We start from the raw sequence: 17,905 nt of genomic DNA on the forward strand, positions 1-17,905 counted from the left end.
ACCGGCATCTCGCGTTAACATGGCGCACCGGTTTTGACGGAACAGCGCGATGAGCAGAGAAGAGAAAAAACAAGAACTGGCAGCACGTGCGGCCTGGATGTATTACGTGGCGGGCGTAACGCAGCAGGAGATTGCGCGCGCATTAGGATTGTCGCGTCAGGTGGCGCAGCGTTTGGTCTCCAGCGCGCGTGAAATGGGCATGGTCAGCGTAAAGATCGATCATCCCGTCACCCACTGTTTGCATCTGGCGCGCGAGGTTCAGGAGAAGTTTGGCCTGCAACTGTGTCGCGTGGTGCCTTCCGCCAATCTGGATGATGACGCTATTCAGCAGATGCTGGCAGTTGAAGGCGCGGCCGTGATGGCGCAATACATCAGCGAGGAGCAGCCGCAGGTGTTTGGCATTGGTTCTGGTAAGACGCTGCGCTCGATGATCGATGTGCTTCCCTGGGTTGAGCGACCACAGCATCAATGCGTGTCGATGATTGGCGCGATTGCGCGGGACGATTCGGGTACGCGTTACGACGTGCCGCTGAAGATGGCAGAGAAGATGCAGGGCAAATATTTCTTCATTCCTGCGCCGCTGTATGCGGATACGCCCGAAGATAAAGCGATGTGGATTCAGCATCAGGTTTACCAACGCGTGACACAGCGCGCATTGCAGGCGGATGTCGCCTTCGTCGGCATTGGTGAAGTGCAACCCGGTTGTCCGCTGCATGCCGAAGGCTTTATCACCGATGCGCAAGTAGCAGCGCTCAACGCGCGCGGCGTGGTCGGCGAAATGCTGGGGCATTTTTTCAATCAGCAAGGTGAACGCGTATTGGGTGAAACCGATGAACTGCTCACCAGCGTGTTGCTGGAGAGTAAGACGCAACGCCAGATTATTGGCTTTGCCGGCAGCGAGCGTAAATATCCGGCGATCCGCGCCGCGCTGCAGGGCGGCTGGGTGTCAGGTCTGGTGACCGATGAGGATACAGCGCTGAAGTTGTTGCGGGGGTAGAGGGTGTTGGTTGTCCCCCATCCCGGCCTTCCCCCGCAAGCGGGGGAAGGAGACGCTGCCACATGCAACTTCAACACTGACATATTGCAGGATCTTCCTCCCCCATTTATGGGGGAGGACCGAGGAGGGGGGCAGCCAGCACGGACCAGGATGGGGGACAGCGGGCACAATCTACTTCAACGATCCCTTTAAAAACTGCTGCAAGCGTGGGCTCTTCGGGTTACCGAACAGCTCATCCGGCGAACCTTGTTCCTCAATCTTGCCCTGATGCAGGAAGATCACATGATTAGAGACGTGACGAGCAAACTCCATCTCGTGCGTCACCACCACCATGGTTTTGCCCTCTTCCGCCAGCTTCTGCATGATGCGCAGTACTTCGCCGACCAGCTCTGGATCCAGCGCCGAAGTGGGTTCGTCAAACAGCAACACTTCGGGCTCCATCGCCAACGCACGCGCAATCGACACGCGCTGCTGCTGACCACCAGAGAGATGCACCGGATATTTGGCACGCGCACGCGCATCAATGCCGACTTTATCCAGATACTTAATCGCCCGCTCGCGCGCTTCCGCCTTGCTCAGCCCCAGCACCTGAATCGGTGCTTCGGTGACATTATCCAGCACCGTCATGTGGCTCCACAGGTTGAAGTGCTGAAACACCATCGTCAGGCGCGTACGCAGCATACGCAGCTGCTCTTTGTTAGCGACTTTCAGTTGACCATCGGTGTCGCGCACCAGATTGATCTGCTGGTTGTTGACCGCAATGGTGCCTTCGCTCGGTTTCTCGAGGAAGTTAATGCAGCGTAAGAAGGTACTTTTCCCGGAACCGGACGAGCCAATAATGCTGATCACATCGCCGGCATTCGCCTGCAGCGATACGCCTTTCAGAACTTCATGTTCACCGTAACGTTTGTGCAGTTCGGTAACGCTTAATTTATTGTCAGCCATAGTGATACTCAATGCGATGAAGAAGGTTTTACGTGCGCCAGGAAGCGTTGCTCAGCTTTGCGGAACAAGCTAATCAGCCCGTAAGAGATAATCAGATACAGCACCGCAGCGATGCCAAACGCGGTAAACGGCTGATAGGTGGCCGAGTTGATATCGCGCGCGATTTTTAACAGATCCGGCACCGTCGCGGTAAACGCCAGCGCGGTGGAGTGCAGCATCAGGATCACTTCGTTGCTGTACGCCGGCAGCGCGGTACGCAGCGCCGAAGGCAGAATGATGCAGCGATACAATTTAAACGGCGAGAAGCCATAGGCGCGCGCCGCTTCGATTTCCCCGTGCGGCACCGAACGAATCGCACCGGCAAAGATTTCGGTGGTATAGGCGCAGGTATTCAGCGTGAATGCCAGCAGCGTACAATTAAGTCCACTGCGGAAGAAGGCGTTCAGCAGCTCAGTGCCTTTCACCACTTCCAGCGTGTACATGCCGGAGTAGAACACCAGCAGTTGCACATACAGCGGCGTGCCGCGAAACACATAGGTGAACAGCCAAACCGGCGTAGAGATAAAGCGGTTAGAAGAGACGCGCGCAATCGCCAGCAGCACCGCGAGCGAACCGCCAATCACCACCGAGATGATCAATAACCACAGCGTAATCGCGATGCCGGTAAAACGGTAACCATCGGTCCAGAGCAGCTGTTTCCAATACTCCTGAATAATCTCAATCATAGCTCTGCCCTTTTCACACCCACCGTGTAGCGACGTTCAAGCCACCACAGCACGCCGTTCGACAGCGTGGTAAACACCAGATAAATCACACCCGCCACAATGGCGAAGTAGAACGGCTGCCAGGTACTTTTGCCAGCCAGCTGCGTGGCTTTCACCACATCTTCCAGCCCCAGCAGCGAAACCAGCGCCGTGGCTTTAAGAATAACCTGCCAGTTGTTACCGATGCCCGGCAGCGCAAAACGCATCATCGCCGGGAACAGAATGCGACGGAAGGTTTGCGAGCCGGTGAAACCAAACGCGGTTGCCGCTTCGATCTGCCCTTTTGGCACCGCCAGAAACGCACCACGGAAGGTTTCGGTAAAGTAAGCGCCGTAGATAAAGCCGAGCGTGATAATACCGGCGACCATCGGATCGATATCAAACTGCGCCAGTCCCAGCGCATCGGTGAGGGTATTCAGCGCGATCTGCAGACCGTAGAAGATCAGCAGCATCAACACCAAATCAGGCACACCGCGGATTAAGGTGGTGTAGCCTTCAAACAGCATCGCCAGCGGGCGACTGCGTGAAAGTTTGGCGCCAGCGCCAATTAAGCCGAGCACCACCGCCAGCAACACGGAACTGAGTGCCAGCTCCAGCGTCACAAGGGTGCCCTTGAGGATTACTTCGGAATAGCCATACAACATGGGTTCAATCCTGTCGTGAGGGTAAATGTCAAACGCTGCCCAACTGACGGACAGTCCTAACCAGGAGATTTGAATCGCAGGGTGGATGGCGGCAAGCGTATGAAGCCGGGCAGTTTACATATGTAAGCGCCCGGAGTGAATACTTATGTGCAACCTTCCTGCATTTCACAGACCAGGATTAGGAAACAGGATAATTAATCGCCGTACACGTTGAAATCAAAGTACTTCTTAGCAATCTTGTCGTAAGTGCCGTCTTTGCGCATCTCGTTAAAGGCTTTATCGATCGCCGCTTTCAGGTCTGCGTCATCTTTACGCAATCCCATACCGGTACCCACGCCAAAGACTTTTTCATCTTTCACCGCTGGACCCGCAAAAGCATACTTAGCGCCAACAGGCTGTTTCAGGAAGCCTTCGCTCGCCTGCACTTCATCCTGGAACGCGGCATCAATACGACCTGCATTCAGATCCTGATACACCAGATCCTGGTTAGCGTAAGGCGTAACGGTGACACCTTTTGGCTGCCAGTACTCTTTTGCATAAGTTTCCTGGGTGGTGCCCTGCAGCAGACCGATGTTTTTGCCTTTCAACGATTCAATTGTTGGTTGCAGCGTTGAGCCTTTCGGTGCCACTAAGCGCGCGTTCGCGGCGTACAGTTTTTCAGAGAAGTTGATCTCTTCCTGACGCTTTTCGGTGATTGAGAGAGAAGAGATGATGGCGTCGATCTTCTTCGCTTTCAGCGACGGGATCAGCGCATCGAAATCACTTTCCACATAAGTACATTTAGTCTTGATACGCTTACAAATTTCGTTCGCCAGATCGATATCAAAGCCAACCAGCTGACCTTGCGCGTTCTTGGATTCGAATGGCGGATACGTCGGGTCAGTTCCGATGCGCAGCGACTGCGGTACAGCGGCGAAGACGCTCGCGCTACTTACCATTGTCAGCATCAGAGAAAGAGCCAGAACTCGCTTTTTCATAGGTAACCCTCAAGTGAAGTGCTTATTGTTATGTGGTGCGTGATGTGTTGGTTTTGCGCTGTAAGCTGTGCAGGTTTCATGCCAGTTATGCGAATTGGCGAAACGCTGCGCAAGCGCGCTAAATACTGCGCCGGTTAGCGGCGCAAGCACTTAGTTTGTGAGGGAAATATAACAGCGGTGTGAGGAAGAAAAAGCGACATTGTTAACTTTTGGTGCACAAGATGCACGAAGAGTGATCGCACACGCGAATTTGCACACGAGCAGTGCATTAATGCACCATTATGCGCCACTCCAGCGAGTGAAAAGATCTTCCGGCAGCTCAATATCGAACTGATCGAGCACGCGATTCACCGTTTGATCGACTAAATCGCCGATCGATTGCGGACGATGATAAAACGCCGGCACCGGCGGCATGATCAGCGCGCCCAATTCAGCCGCCGTGGTCATCATGCGCAGATGTCCCAGATGCAGCGGCGTTTCACGCACGCACAGCACCAGTTTACGCTGCTCTTTCAGCACCACGTCAGCGGCGCGGGTCAGCAGGCTGTCGCTGTAGCTGTGCACAATGCCCGACAGCGTTTTCATCGAGCACGGCGCAATCGCCATGCCGAGGGTTTTGTAGGATCCGGATGAGATGCTGGCAGCGATATCGCGTACGTCATGCACCACATCGGCCATCGCTTGCACTTCACGCAGGCTGAAATCGGTCTCCAGCGCCAGCGTTTGCCGCGCGGCGGGGCTGATCACCAAATGGGTTTCCACCTCCGCCAGCGGTTGCAGCACTTGCAACATGCGCACGCCGTAGATCGCGCCGCTGGCGCCGGAAATACCAATGATCAGTCGTTTCATAATTCAGCCTTGCAGGTTCAGATTGCGGCAATGATAGCGGCTCGCTGAACAAAAATACAAAAACAAACAGGGCGGGATTGCGCCCGCCCTGCTTTTACTTTGCCACAACCTCGGGCTTAGCCTTCGTTGTGCAGCTCCAGCCCTTCCACTTCAGTCTGACGCGCAATGGCTTTGGAATCGTCATTACGCAGCGACTGCAGATACTCAAGGTACTGTTGATCGACGTCTTTGGTGACGTAGATGCCGTTAAATACCGAGCACTCGAAGTTGGCGATATCCGGATTCTCTTCACGTACCGCTTCAATCAGATCGTTGAGATCCTGGAAAATCAGCGCATCGGCTTTGATCAGCTGGCAAATCTCATCCACTTCACGGCCGTGCGCAATCAGTTCGGTCGCGCTAGGCATATCGATGCCGTAGACGTTCGGGAAACGAATTTCTGGTGCCGCCGAGGCGAGATACACTTTTTTCGCGCCCGCTTCACGTGCCATTTCAATGATTTGCTCGGACGTGGTGCCGCGTACGATGGAGTCATCCACCAGCAACACGTTCTTATCACGGAACTCAGCACGGTTGGCGTTCAGTTTACGGCGAACCGCGCTGCGACGCTGCTGCTGGCCTGGCATGATAAAGGTGCGGCCAACGTAGCGGTTCTTCACGAAGCCCTGACGATACGGCTTGTCGAGGATGCGTGCGATTTCCAGCGCGATATCAGTGGAGGTTTCCGGAATCGGAATCACTACGTCGATATCCAGATCTTCCCACTCGCGGGCAATTTTGTTGCCCAGCTTGGTGCCCATGCGCACGCGCGCGCTGTACACCGAGATTTTGTCGAGGAACGAATCCGGACGGGCAAAATAGACGTACTCGAACAGGCATGGATTGGTTTTCGGGTTCTCGGCGCACTGACGCGTCGAGAGCTGGCCCTGCTCGGTGATGTACACCGCTTCGCCTGGTGCTACGTCACGAATGAACTCGAAGCCCAGCGTATCCAGCGCCACGCTTTCTGACGCCACCATGTATTCGGTGCGGCCGTCGGCGATAACGCGCTTGCCCAGCACCAGCGGACGAATACCGTTGGGATCGCGGAAGGCGACCATGCCGTGTCCGATAATCATTGAAACCACTGCGTAAGCGCCGCGCACCTGCTGATGCACCGCCGCCACCGCAGCAAAAATGTTGTCAGCTTCCAGCGGATAGTGCTGAAAACGGTCCAGCTCCTGCGCAAAGATATTCAGCAGGATTTCGGAATCTGAGGTGGTATTGACGTGACGGCGACCCGTTTCGAACAGCTGTTTACGCAGTTCATGGGCATTGGTCAGGTTGCCGTTATGCGCCAACGTGATGCCGTAAGGGGAGTTCACGTAGAAAGGCTGCGCTTCAGAGGCGCTGGAGCTGCCTGCGGTTGGGTAGCGCACATGGCCAATGCCGATGTTGCCCTGCAGACGCTGCATGTGGCGGGCTTCGAACACATCGCTGACCAGGCCGTTAGCCTTACGCAAACGGAAGCAGTTAATAGCATCGATGGTACAAATGCCGGCGGCATCCTGCCCGCGGTGCTGAAGCACCGTTAACGCGTCATAGATTGACTGGTTTACTGGCATAAAACCGGTGATACCAACAATACCGCACATATTGTCTTTTCCTCATTAGCCGGACGCCCGATGGTGTCACCGGGGTAAAAAACTCGACGTACTTTTCAGGTAATCGAAAAACCACCTGATGATGTAACTGAATTCGGGGATAAGTTGCGACTGTTGCCAGTCCGGACTTTTCGAAAAGCCGGTGAATGTATCGAGGAAGAACAGCATAGCAGACACGATCAGCACGCCACGCAACGCCCCGAAACAGACACCCAACACCCTGTCGGTTCCCGACAAGCCAGTTTTTTCAACCAGCGAGCCGATGACATAGTTGACGATGGCACCCACAATCAGGGTAGCAACGAATAACACCGCGATGGCGATGCCGTTGCGTACCAGTTCGTCGCTAAAACCGGTAAACCAGACTGCAAGGTAGGCGTAATAATGACTGGCGACAAAAAACGCGCATCCCCAGGTAACGAGAGATAAGGCTTCCCGGACAAACCCACGAATCAGGCTGACCAGAGCCGAAAAACCAACTACCGCAATAATGACGTAATCAATCCAGATCATGAACTCTTCCAGCCCAGTGCTATCGCACCCCTGCATCCAGTTCGGGGCGCATTCTAACAGAAAAAGAAAACGTTTGCGTAGGGTTTTCCGGTTCTGTTTCCGCAAAAAGGGCGATGAAAAAAACTTTCCTCGCCCTGTGTATTATCAGGGATTTAATCCCCTGATATTCAATGATTTTATCACCGCGCTTCGCTACGAAAATTTTGTAAAGCCGCGCCTTTTTCTGTTATCGGCGCGGCTTATCAGCACTTTATCTGGCGCTATAGGGTTTCACCACACCACCGAGGCCGGAGATGCTTTGCAGCTCACTCAGCGAGCCTTGCAGCTTGGCTTTGTTCGCGTCCGGACCGACGTAAATACGGGTGATTTGTCCCTGCACCGGCGTCGACGGCACGGTGAAGGCGCGATAACCGGAAAGCCGCAGCTGCGCCACAATCTCGCTTACTTTCGCCGCATTCTTCAGCGCACCGAGCTGCACCACAAACGCCTGACCGGCTGGCGCTGCAGGTTCACTCTGCTTCGGCGTTTCCACCGGTTTTGGCTGTTCAACCGGCTTCGGCTGCTCAACAGGCTTCGGCTTCGGTTGCTCAACCGGTTTTGGCTTCGGCTGTTCAACCGGCTTCGGTTTCGGCTGCTCGACCGGTTTTGGCTTCGGCTGTTCAACCGGTTTCGGCTGCACTTGCTGATGCACCGGCGGCGGGGTCACTACGCTTGGCTCGCTATTCTGCGTGGGCTGCTCGCTGCCGTTGGTGGCGGTCTTACCGCCGTTCTGATTTTGTGCCGCGCCCGCCCCTTCCGGCGGCTGCGCCGGTAAGGGTTGCGTCACCGGCGGCACCATTTCGCTATCCTGCTGATCGTCCGGTTTTGGCACCAGCGGAATGGCGGCGAACTCTTCTTTATAGTGCTTCTTCTTACCGTCCAGCAGGCCGGGCAATACGATGACACCAATCGCCACCAGAATGACCGTACCGACTAAGCGATTTTGGAACTTACTTGCCACTGCCGTTCTCCGCTGCCATCGATTCCATAACCTGCGCTACGGTGTGGAAAGAGCCACACACCAGAATCACATCTTCGGGACGCGCCTGCTGACGCGCCGCTTGCCAGGCTGCATCAACATTGCTGTAAGCCACGCCGCCATCCAGATGAGCGAGAAGCTCATCGGCGGAGGCACCGCGCGGGCCGTCGAGCGGCGCGCAGTACCAGCGGTCAACCTGAGGCGCCAGCGCCGCCAACGTTCCCGCGATATCTTTGTCGTGCAGCATCCCGACCACCGCATGCACTTCACCGCTATGTGGCTCTTCTTCCAGACGTGAAGCCAGATAATAAGCGGCATGCGGATTGTGCGCCACATCGAGGATCACGCGCGGCGCTTCGCTGACGGTCTGAAAACGCCCCGGCAGAATCGCAAGCGGCAGATGCTGACGAATAATCGCTTCGCTCACCGTTAAACCCGACGCACGCAGCGCAGTCAGCGCGGTGGCGGCATTGGCTAACGGCACCTGCGGCAGCGGTAAATCACGCAGCTCGCCATGCGCATCCTGCAACATCCAGCTGGCACCGGTTTGCAGCCACTGCCAGTCGCGATTGCGCTGCAACAATACTGCGCCCTTCTCCGCCGCAACATCCGCGATGGTGCCCGGCATATCGGCTTCACCGACGATGGCCGGTTTACCTGCGCGGAACACGCCGGCTTTTTCCCGGCCGATACTTTCACGATCCGGACCCAGCCAATCGGTGTGATCCAGCGCGATGCTGGTGATCACCGCCACATCGGCATCGACAATATTGGTGGCATCAAGACGTCCGCCCAGGCCGACTTCAAGGATCACCACGTCGAGATTCGCCGCGCGGAAAAGATTGAAAGCCGACAAGGTGCCGAACTCAAAGTAGGTCAGTGAAATGTCACCGCGCCCAGCTTCAATCGCGGCAAAACTGGCGCTGTGCTGCGCTTCATCCAGTTCAGCGCCCTGCACACGCACGCGTTCGGTGTAACGCACCAGATGGGGCGAGCTGTAAACGCCCACGCGATAGCCCGCGGCCATCAACAGCGTTTCCAGCGTACGGCAGGTGGTGCCTTTGCCGTTTGTACCGGCGACGGTGAAGACAAAAGGAGCGGGTTTGAGCAGGTCGAGGCGTGCGGCGACGCGTTGAATACGATCCAGACCCAGTTCAATGGCCTGCGAGTGCAGATGCTCAAGATAATGAAGCCACGTGGCCAAAGGCGACGTGGCTTGAGGAAGAGAATTATCCATGTGTCCCGTTAAAAATCAATACATTAAATAACTTAAGGTCGCGGGCCATGTCGGATGCAACCTTAAGTATTCAATGTAGACGGTGCATTGGAGGAAAGGACGTAAGTGCCTTTCCGTTGCCTGTCAGGCTTCGTTGCTCTCCGGCTCAGCCACATTAGGCTGATCACCATCCAGCTGCGGCGCTGGCAGGTTCATCATTTTCGCCAGCAGGCTTGCCAGCTTAAAGCGCATTTCCGGACGACGGATGATCATGTCGATCGCGCCTTTCTCAATCAGGAACTCACTGCGCTGGAAGCCCGGCGGCAGTTTTTCACGCACGGTTTGCTCGATAACGCGTGGACCGGCAAAGCCGATCAGCGCTTTCGGTTCCGCCACGTTGAGATCGCCCAACATCGCGAAGCTGGCTGAAACGCCGCCCATGGTTGGATCGGTCAGCACGGAGATGTACGGCAAGCCGCGCTCCTGCATTTTCGCCAGTGCCGCACTGGTTTTCGCCATCTGCATCAGCGACTGTAGCGCTTCCTGCATACGTGCACCGCCTGACGCGGAGAAGCAGATCAGTGGGCAGTTGTCTTCCAACGCCTGCTCAACACCACGCACAAAGCGCGCGCCAACCACTGAACCCATTGAGCCGCCCATAAAGGAGAACTCAAAGGCCACAGCAACAATCGGCATGCCGTGCAGCGTGCCTTTCATCGCCACCAGCGCGTCTTTCTCGCCGGTATCTTTCTGTGCGGCGACCAAACGGTCTTTATACTTCTTCGAGTCGCGGAACTTCAGCAGATCCTTCGGTTCCAGCTCGCTACCTAGCTCAACCAGCGAACCTTCATCCAGCATGCTATGCAGACGCTCACGGGCGTGCATGCGCATGTGATGGTCGCACTTCGGGCAGACCTCGAGGTTACGCTCCAGCTCGGCGCGGTACAGCACCTGTCCACAGCTATCGCACTTGGTCCACACCCCTTCCGGGATGCTGGCTTTGCGCGTTGGCGTGGCAGTGCTTTTATTCAGTATGCGTTCAATCCAGCTCATTGATGACCTTTCTATTTAATGCTGACCTGGTCCAGTCTTCTCATTGCTGCTGAAATCACCTTCAGCAGGCCGTAAATGTCGCTCATTAAACCACAACCCGTTCACGCTGTGGATAAAAATCTGGTTACGAGCTTACTGTGACTTCTGCTGGCGGCGGTGACGCCACACTTCAATTACGCCTGGCAGTATGGAAACCACGATGATGCCAACGATCAGCAGCTTCAGGTTCTCCTGCACAATCGGCAGGTCGCCAAACAGGTAACCGGCGTAAGAGAACAGCAGCACCCACAGCAGTGCGCCCGTAACATTGTAGAGCGCGAAGTGGCGATAAGACATGTGTCCCATCCCTGCCACAAAGGGGGCAAAGGTTCGCACGATTGGTACAAAGCGCGCAAGTATAATGGTTTTGCCACCGTGGCGATCGTAGAACGCGTGGGTTTTATCCAGGTAACTGCGACGGAAAATTTTCGAATTCGGGTTACTGAACAGCTTCTCACCGAACAGACGACCAATGGTGTAGTTCACCGCATCACCGAGGATGGCGGCGATCACCAACAGCGTCACCATCAGATGCACGTTGAGATCGTTACCCGGCAGCGCCGCCAGCGCACCGGCAACAAACAGCAGGGAATCGCCTGGCAGGAACGGCGTGACCACCAAACCGGTTTCACAGAACAGAATCAGGAACAGAATGGCGTAAATCCAGATGCCGTACTGCGCCACCAGTTCGGCCAAATGCACATCAATATGCAGAATAAAATCGACTAAAAAGTGGATGAAATCCATATAACCACAACTCCCCTAACACCCAACAATTAACGGTTAATCCGCGAGGAACAACGGTCCCAACGCAGGCTGAGGTAATGCAAAGTGGGATGGATAATCCACCGCCACCAGATAAAGCCCCTCGGCTTTGGCGGTCGCCGCCGCCAGCTTACGATCTTTGGCCGCCAGCAGCGTCGCCATCCACTCTTCCGGCTGATTACCGGTGCCGATTTCCATCAGGCTGCCAACAATGTTACGCACCATGTGATGCACAAAGGCGTTGGCTTTAATATCCACCACCACATACGGTCCATGACGCGTGACATTGAGATGCATCACGTTGCGCCACGGCGTGCGTGACTGACACTGCACCGCGCGGAACGAGGTGAAGTCATTCTCGCCAATCAGCGCCTGCCCGGCGCGCTGCATCTTCTCCGCATCCAGCGGATGGTAATAATGGGTAATACCATTGCCCAGAATCGCCGGGCGCAGCCGATGGTTGTAAATCACGTAACGATAGCGGCGTGCCGTCGCGCTAAAACGCGCATGGAACTCCTCCGGCACCGCTTTCACCCAACGCACCGCGATGTCATCAGGCAGATTGGCATTCACACCCAACGTCCAGGCCGCATCAGCGCGCGGCGAAGTGGTTTCGAAATGCACCACTTGTCCGGTGCCGTGCACGCCAGCATCGGTACGGCCCGCGCAGAACACCACCACCGGATGATCGGCCACTTTCGACAGCGCCTTTTCCAGCTTTTCCTGTACGCTGCGCACTTCATTTTGCCGCTGCCAGCCGTAATAACGGCTGCCATCGTATTCAATACCCAACGCCAGCTTAAGCGTCTTACCTTCAGGCAACATTAATAGAAATACTCCTGCACCAGTTTCTCAGCCGTTTTCACCGCCATCAGTGCACCGCCGAAACGGATGTTGTCTGCCACCGACCAGAACTGTAGCAGCTCTGGGATGCCGTAATCATTGCGCACGCAGCCAATGCTCAGCACGTCGCTGCCAGATGCATCGCCCACCTGCGTTGGGTAATCGCTCTCTTCGCTCAGGTTGATATCCCCGGAGCGGCCCAGTTCATCGCGCGCTTCTTCAGCGGAAAGCGGGCGCAGATTCTCCACGTGCACGATCTGCGCATTGCCGTAGAACACCGGTGCCTGGACACTGCTTACTACAATTGGCAAACCTTCGTCCTGCAGTACTTTACGCACCTGCTCAACCACGCGACGCTCACTCTCCACGCTGCCATTGCTGTCAGCCAGCAGCGGCAGAATGTTGAACGCCAGCTGGCGGCCAAAGTAATGCTGCTCCGCAGGTACGCCGTTCAGCAAACGCGCACTTTCACCGGCCAGGCCATCAACCGCCGCTTTGCCGTGACTGGAAGCCGCAATCAGGTTGGTGACCTGCAAACGGCTCAGACCGGCGAGATCCACCAGCGGTTTGATTGCACACAGCAGCTGGCTCACCAGGCTGTCGGCAACGATAATGATGTTGCGATTGCGGTAATCCGCCAGCACTTGTGGATTCACATCTGGCACCACCAGCGGCACGTCCGGTTCGAGCGCGAACAAGTCGCTGCTATCGATGACCAGACACCCCTGGCTAGCGGCTTCTTCGGCATAGCGCGCCGAGGCTTCACGACCCGCAGTGAAGAACGCCAGCTGCACCTGCGTCCAGTCAAATTCGGCCGCGTCCTGAACCAGCACGGTACGTCCCTCAAAACGTTTGTTCTCACCGGCACCGTTTTCACTCGCCAGCAGATACAACTCACCAACCGGGAACTGGCGTTCAGCCAGCAGTTCCAGTACAGCGTTCCCTACTGCGCCTGTTGCGCCCAAAAGCGCGATATTCCAGCCGTCAGACATGTTGGTTACTCCAGAGATTGACACAAAAACAGAAGGCGGTGAAAACACCGCCCGAGATTTAGGAATTATCCCCCGCAATATTGCAGGTGATTGAAATTTCTTTACAAACTGGCGCGGAAGCCAAGTTGATTGAGCATCAACGCCGTCTCCGCATCATCGCAATGCACCTGCAGCGATGACCATTCACGACGCTCTTCATATTGCTTGCGCAGGCGATCAAACTCGCCTGGCTTTGCCGCCACTTTACGCAGTGGCGCATCGTCGCGGCGCACATCATACACCAGATGCACCAAGCGTTTTAGCGTTGGCTGATCGAGCTTGCCGCGCAGGGTGACAGAACCAAATTCCGGTGCGGGCAGCAGGCTTTCCAGCGCCACCTGTTGCGGCTGGCCAATAAAGTCGCACCAGGCTTCAAACACCTGTGTGGTGCCGCGCGCTTTACCTTCCAGCGTGTAGCCGGCGATATGTGCGGTGGCGATATCAACTTTATCCAGCAGCTCGAGCGACAGATCCGGTTCTGGCTCCCACACATCCAGCACCACGCTAAGATCGTGGCGCATCTTAAGCACTTCCAGCAGCGCTGCGTTATCCACCACCGGACCGCGGCAGGCGTTGATCAGAATGGTGTTGGGTTTAAGCGCCATCAGCAGCGCCGCATCGGCCAGATGCCAGCTTTTATACGGGCCATCTTTAAACAGCGGCGTGTGGAAGGTTAGGATGTCGGCCTGCGCCACCAGATCTTCCAGCGAATGGAAGGTTTCCTGATCGCCACGATCGGCACGCGGCGGATCGCACAGCAGCGTTTTCACGCCCCAGGCTTGCAGACGCTTCTGCAGGCGGCCGCCGACATTACCCACGCCAACAATGCCCACTGTGCGATCGCGCAGTTCAAAACCATCGCGCTCCGCCAGCAGCAGCAGCGAGGAGAACACATACTCCACCACCGCAATGGCGTTACAGCCTGGCGCCGCAGAGAAGCTGATGCCGGCCGCCGCCAGCGATGCATCATCAATATGATCGGTGCCCGCCGTCGCGGTGCCGACAAACTTCACCGGCGTACCGGCCAGCAGCGCCGCATTCACTTTGGTGACGGAACGCACCATCAGGCCATCGGCATCTTGCAACTCGGCTTCCGGCAACGGACGTCCCGGCACCGCCACAACATCGCCGGTGCGGCTGAACAGTTCACGGGCATAAGGCATATTTTCATCGACGAGAATTTTCACTGCGGCGGTCCTGTCTGCAAAAATTTAAGGCGCGTATTTTGCCATAAAGCCGGGGATTAACCTAACCGGCTGCGATAGCGATCCGGCGTGGTACCGGCCTGCTGCTGGAACATCACAATCAGCGCCGAGGCCGAGCTGTAACCCAACTCATGCGCGATGCCCTGCACGCTGCAGCCCTGCTCCAGCAGCGCGATAGCACGCAGAAAGCGTAAACGTTGCCGCCACTCGCTGAACGACATATTCAACTGCTGCTGACAGCGTCGCGCTAGCGTACGCTCGGTGGTGAACACGCGCTTCGCCCATTGTGCCAGCGTGGTGTTATCGCCGGGATGCGCTTCGAGCGCGCGCAGAATCGGCGCGAGGAATTTGTCATCCGACATCGGCAAATAGCTGTTGTGCACCGGCGCCAGACGCAGGCGATCAATCAACACTTCACACATGCGCCAGTCGGCTTGCGTTTGCGGCTGCTCCAGTTCACGGCGGGCAAAATCATTCATGATGGCGTGCCCAATGGCATCGACATGCAATAAACAGGCTTTATCCGGCAGGCCCGCGCAGAGATCGGCGGCGAGATTAAAGGTACGAAAACGCGCCTCGTTGTGGTTGTAGCTGCTGTGACGATGGCGGGCCGGGATCCAGATCGGAATATCGGCGGGCGTCAGCAGACGTTCACCCTCCACTTCCATCTCCAGTACGTGGCTGGTGACAAAAATCACCTGGCCCCAATCATGCGCATGCGTGAGGTACTCGGTTTTGGCGTTGACCTCATCGTAACGCATGAAGAAGCGCAGCAAGGGCGCATCAATCGGCGGCTGGTATTCGACTTGTAGATTCATTCTGTCCGGTCACTAACAAATATTGTCCGATTTTAACTATCTGCTATAAACCGGTCAAACGTAAACTATTCGCGATTATCTGAGGAGCTGTATCATGAATTTACTGTTTCCGCTGATCGCGGTGCTGATTTGGTCGATCAACACTATCGTCAGCAAACTCTCGGCGGGAAGTATCGATCCTGCGGCGATCTCCTTCTATCGCTGGCTGCTGGCGTTGGTGGTGTTAGCACCGTTTTGCCTGCCGGGCGTGTGGCGCCATCGTCACACCATTAAAGCCAACGGCTGGCGATTGCTGATCCTCGGCCTGCTCGGCATGGTGCTGTATCAAAGCCTCGCCTATTACGCAGCGCATAGCGTTTCTGCGGTGATGATGGGGATTCTCGGCGCGACCATTCCGCTATTGACCATTTTGCTCAGCCTGGTGGTGCTGCGCCTTGCGCCGACGTGCGGCATTTTGATTGGCGGCTTGCTGTCTTTCGCCGGTTTGGTGTGGCTGGTGAGCGAAGGCAATCCGGCGCAGTTGCTGAATCAACGGCTCGGCAATGGTGAATTGATGATGCTGGCAGCATCGACCTCGTACGCCTTGTACGGCGTGCTGACCAAGCGCTGGGCGATTCCGCTGCCAACCTGGCAAAGCCTGTATGTACAGATTTTCTTTGGCGTGCTGCTGTTGCTGCCTGGCTTCCTGCATGCGCCGGATGTCACGTTGAACATGCATAATCTGCCGCTGGTGCTGTATGCGGGGCTGTTTGCGTCGATCATCGCACCATTCCTGTGGATCCTTGGCGTGCAGCGTCTGGGTGCCAGCACCACCAGCATTTTTATGAATTTCGTACCGGCGTTTACGGCCATTATTGCCGTGATGTTCCTGCATGAGCAGCTGCACGCCTATCACTGGATTGGCGGTAGCATGACGTTAGTCGGCGTTATTCTGGCGCAACGTCTGAAAACCCCGCTGCGTAAGCCACGTAGCGCAACCCTTGCCGATCCCGCCGCCTGATTTTATTATCCGGAAAGGCCGCAGCCCCCGTGGATTTCCTGGGGGCTTTTGCTATCATGTGGCCTCTTTTTTCCGGCGCACCCGGATCTGACCCGTTTTCAAGGATTCCGCCATGCAACCTCTCAGCGGTCCCGGTGTGCCCGCGGGCGATCGTTCCCCTTTATCTCAGGCCACTGGCCCGACGCGTCCTGGCGGTCCAGCCGGTGAGCAGCCGCTTTCTCCTGCCCAGCGCACCACGCTGGAACGTCTGATTGTGCGCATCATGTCTTTGAGTACGCTGAAAGCGCCGGAACTCTGGGCTGGCGTGCGGCACGAAGTTGGGGTGAAGAGTGAAGCGGAGCTGCAATCGCGCCACTTCCCGGCGGCGGAACAGCATCTCAATGGGCGCTTAACCCAGGTGCAAAACAGCCTCGCTACGCGCCAGCTGCTGCAACAGCTGCTGGAGAAATTGCCGCAGGGCAATAATCGCCAGGCGGTGAGCGAATTTATTCGTCAGCAGTTTAATCAAACGGTGTTGAGCGCGTTGTCGCAGGATCAGCTGCGTCAGGTGCTGACCATGTTGCAAAACGGCCAGATGGCGATCCCGCAGCCGCAGCAAACGCGCGTGTCCGATCGCAGCTTGCTGCCAGCAGAGCAGCAATCGCTGAATCAGCAGGTTACGCGTCTTGCGGCAAAAACCGGTGAATCGCCGGTGAAACTGCTGGCCGATACGCTGAAGCTGGTGCAGCTGAAAAGTGGCGATCCAATTCCATCACGCCACTTCCCGCTGCTGACGCAGTATTTGCAGGTGCGCCAGACGCTGGCTCAGCACAGTGCGCCGACTTTGCAGATGCTGGAAACCTCGCTGCGCCAGCCGTTAACACACGATGAGCAGCGATTGCTGGAAGATTACAGCCAGCAACGTTTCCAGGCGCTGCCGACCACCGTGCTGACGCCAGCGCAGACGCAGGATCTGCTGAATCTGCTGTTTAGCCGCCGCGCAGAGAAACTGCATGAGCAGCCGCTGGCCGATAGCCAAATTCGTCCGCAGCCAATCTGGTCGCCGTTTATTCAGATGCTGCCGCAGCCGCTGGCCCAGCGTCCGGCACTCACGCTGATTGCCGGTATCCTCCTGTTTATCTTCCTGCTGTGGCTGTTTATCTAGCAGCCGCAGTTGGCAGCGGACGTGGCGTGCGGCCATTCACCCGCTGCCGCGCCCCACGCCATTGGATGGCCATCGCGCTTCCAGAAATCCAGCCCGCCAATCAACTCCTTGACCTGAAAACTCAACGACGCCAGCTTGAGCGCAGCTTTGGTTGAACCGTTACAACCGATGCCGTCGCAATAGGTGATGTAAACTTTGCTGCGATCGAGATGCGCAGTGGATTCCGCATTCATGGTGCGATGCGGAAAAGAGAGAGCTCCGCAAATATGGCCGGCCTGATACACCTCGTCAGAACGCGCATCAATCACCACAATTGCCGTGATGCCCTGCGCCAGATCCTCCGCTAAATCCCACGCATCGGTGTAGTACGCCAGTTTATGTTGCAGATACGTCACGCTCTCACTGGTGCTGGCTGGGGAAAATTTCAAAACTGCTGACATC

General features: G+C 56.4%; 19 protein-coding genes. 3 read left to right on the forward strand and 16 right to left on the reverse strand.

Translation table 11 applies throughout. The annotated features are described in order from the left end of the window. Positions 1 to 49: 49 nt before the first annotated feature. Positions 50 to 997 (forward strand): sugar-binding transcriptional regulator, encoded by a 948-nt coding sequence (locus AC6I8A_RS13670; RefSeq protein WP_256696982.1) that lies wholly within the window; start codon positions 50 to 52, stop codon positions 995 to 997. Between the two features lie 171 nt (positions 998 to 1,168). Here the strand turns inward: AC6I8A_RS13670 and hisP are convergent, their stop codons facing one another. From hisP to AC6I8A_RS13745, 15 genes are all read right to left on the reverse strand, one after another. Beyond that, the gene (gene hisP, locus AC6I8A_RS13675; protein ID WP_265300453.1) at positions 1,169 to 1,942 is read right to left on the reverse strand and encodes a histidine ABC transporter ATP-binding protein HisP; all 774 of its coding nucleotides are present in this window, start codon (positions 1,940 to 1,942) and stop codon (positions 1,169 to 1,171) included. Positions 1,943 to 1,950: 8 nt separating this feature from the next. Continuing rightward, positions 1,951 to 2,667, reverse strand: coding sequence for an ABC transporter permease (locus AC6I8A_RS13680; protein ID WP_008105190.1), 717 nt, complete (start codon positions 2,665 to 2,667; stop codon positions 1,951 to 1,953). Beyond that, positions 2,664 to 3,350 (reverse strand): histidine ABC transporter permease HisQ, encoded by a 687-nt coding sequence (locus tag AC6I8A_RS13685; RefSeq protein ID WP_008105192.1) that lies wholly within the window; start codon positions 3,348 to 3,350, stop codon positions 2,664 to 2,666. Before AC6I8A_RS13685 ends, AC6I8A_RS13680 begins: the two co-directional genes overlap by 4 nt. 194 nt (positions 3,351 to 3,544) lie before the next feature. Then, positions 3,545 to 4,327: a lysine/arginine/ornithine ABC transporter substrate-binding protein ArgT gene (gene argT, locus AC6I8A_RS13690; RefSeq protein ID WP_008105195.1), complete on the reverse strand. Its 783-nt coding sequence runs from the start codon at positions 4,325 to 4,327 to the stop codon at positions 3,545 to 3,547. A 279-nt stretch (positions 4,328 to 4,606) separates the two neighbouring features. After that, the gene (locus AC6I8A_RS13695; protein ID WP_061717852.1) at positions 4,607 to 5,176 is read right to left on the reverse strand and encodes a UbiX family flavin prenyltransferase; all 570 of its coding nucleotides are present in this window, start codon (positions 5,174 to 5,176) and stop codon (positions 4,607 to 4,609) included. Positions 5,177 to 5,292: 116 nt separating this feature from the next. Further along, positions 5,293 to 6,810, reverse strand: coding sequence for an amidophosphoribosyltransferase (gene purF, locus AC6I8A_RS13700; protein ID WP_008105199.1), 1,518 nt, complete (start codon positions 6,808 to 6,810; stop codon positions 5,293 to 5,295). 36 nt (positions 6,811 to 6,846) lie between these two features. Beyond that, a complete protein-coding gene (gene cvpA, locus AC6I8A_RS13705; RefSeq protein WP_008105200.1) occupies positions 6,847 to 7,332 on the reverse strand; it encodes a colicin V production protein in 486 nt (161 codons plus the stop codon). A 250-nt stretch (positions 7,333 to 7,582) separates the two neighbouring features. After that, the gene (dedD, locus tag AC6I8A_RS13710) at positions 7,583 to 8,332 is read right to left on the reverse strand and encodes a cell division protein DedD (RefSeq protein ID WP_008105201.1); all 750 of its coding nucleotides are present in this window, start codon (positions 8,330 to 8,332) and stop codon (positions 7,583 to 7,585) included. Further along, positions 8,322 to 9,587 (reverse strand): bifunctional tetrahydrofolate synthase/dihydrofolate synthase, encoded by a 1,266-nt coding sequence (folC, locus tag AC6I8A_RS13715; RefSeq protein ID WP_265300447.1) that lies wholly within the window; start codon positions 9,585 to 9,587, stop codon positions 8,322 to 8,324. Before folC ends, dedD begins: the two co-directional genes overlap by 11 nt. Positions 9,588 to 9,710: 123 nt before the next feature. Further along, on the reverse strand, positions 9,711 to 10,619 hold the full coding sequence (gene accD / locus AC6I8A_RS13720; RefSeq protein WP_008105205.1) for an acetyl-CoA carboxylase, carboxyltransferase subunit beta: 909 nt from the start codon (positions 10,617 to 10,619) through the stop codon (positions 9,711 to 9,713). Between the two features lie 132 nt (positions 10,620 to 10,751). Next, positions 10,752 to 11,405 (reverse strand): DedA family protein, encoded by a 654-nt coding sequence (locus tag AC6I8A_RS13725; protein WP_061717855.1) that lies wholly within the window; start codon positions 11,403 to 11,405, stop codon positions 10,752 to 10,754. 36 nt (positions 11,406 to 11,441) lie between these two features. After that, complete coding sequence (truA, locus tag AC6I8A_RS13730) at positions 11,442 to 12,248, reverse strand: tRNA pseudouridine(38-40) synthase TruA (protein ID WP_091003723.1); 807 nt, start codon at positions 12,246 to 12,248, stop codon at positions 11,442 to 11,444. Next, entirely contained in the window at positions 12,248 to 13,258 is a 1,011-nt protein-coding gene (locus tag AC6I8A_RS13735; RefSeq protein WP_497818673.1) for an aspartate-semialdehyde dehydrogenase, read from the reverse strand. The genes truA and AC6I8A_RS13735 overlap by 1 nt, the downstream gene beginning before the upstream one ends. 101 nt (positions 13,259 to 13,359) lie before the next feature. Beyond that, positions 13,360 to 14,484: a 4-phosphoerythronate dehydrogenase PdxB gene (gene pdxB / locus AC6I8A_RS13740; protein WP_265300437.1), complete on the reverse strand. Its 1,125-nt coding sequence runs from the start codon at positions 14,482 to 14,484 to the stop codon at positions 13,360 to 13,362. A gap of 56 nt (positions 14,485 to 14,540) precedes the next feature. Further along, the gene (locus AC6I8A_RS13745; protein ID WP_256696986.1) at positions 14,541 to 15,320 is read right to left on the reverse strand and encodes an AraC family transcriptional regulator; all 780 of its coding nucleotides are present in this window, start codon (positions 15,318 to 15,320) and stop codon (positions 14,541 to 14,543) included. Positions 15,321 to 15,414: 94 nt separating this feature from the next. Here AC6I8A_RS13745 and AC6I8A_RS13750 point away from each other — a divergent pair, with 94 nt between their 5' ends. After that, positions 15,415 to 16,320: a DMT family transporter gene (locus tag AC6I8A_RS13750; RefSeq protein WP_265300434.1), complete on the forward strand. Its 906-nt coding sequence runs from the start codon at positions 15,415 to 15,417 to the stop codon at positions 16,318 to 16,320. A gap of 112 nt (positions 16,321 to 16,432) precedes the next feature. Then, the gene (flk, locus tag AC6I8A_RS13755) at positions 16,433 to 17,464 is read left to right on the forward strand and encodes a flagella biosynthesis regulator Flk (RefSeq protein ID WP_265300432.1); all 1,032 of its coding nucleotides are present in this window, start codon (positions 16,433 to 16,435) and stop codon (positions 17,462 to 17,464) included. Here the strand turns inward: flk and AC6I8A_RS13760 are convergent. Further along, positions 17,461 to 17,904: a rhodanese-like domain-containing protein gene (locus tag AC6I8A_RS13760; RefSeq protein WP_265300430.1), complete on the reverse strand. Its 444-nt coding sequence runs from the start codon at positions 17,902 to 17,904 to the stop codon at positions 17,461 to 17,463. The genes flk and AC6I8A_RS13760 overlap by 4 nt on opposite strands. Between the last annotated feature and the right edge of the window lies 1 nt (position 17,905).

It is taken from the genome of Pantoea sp. X-Soil-ISGK-275, from assembly GCF_059730795.1.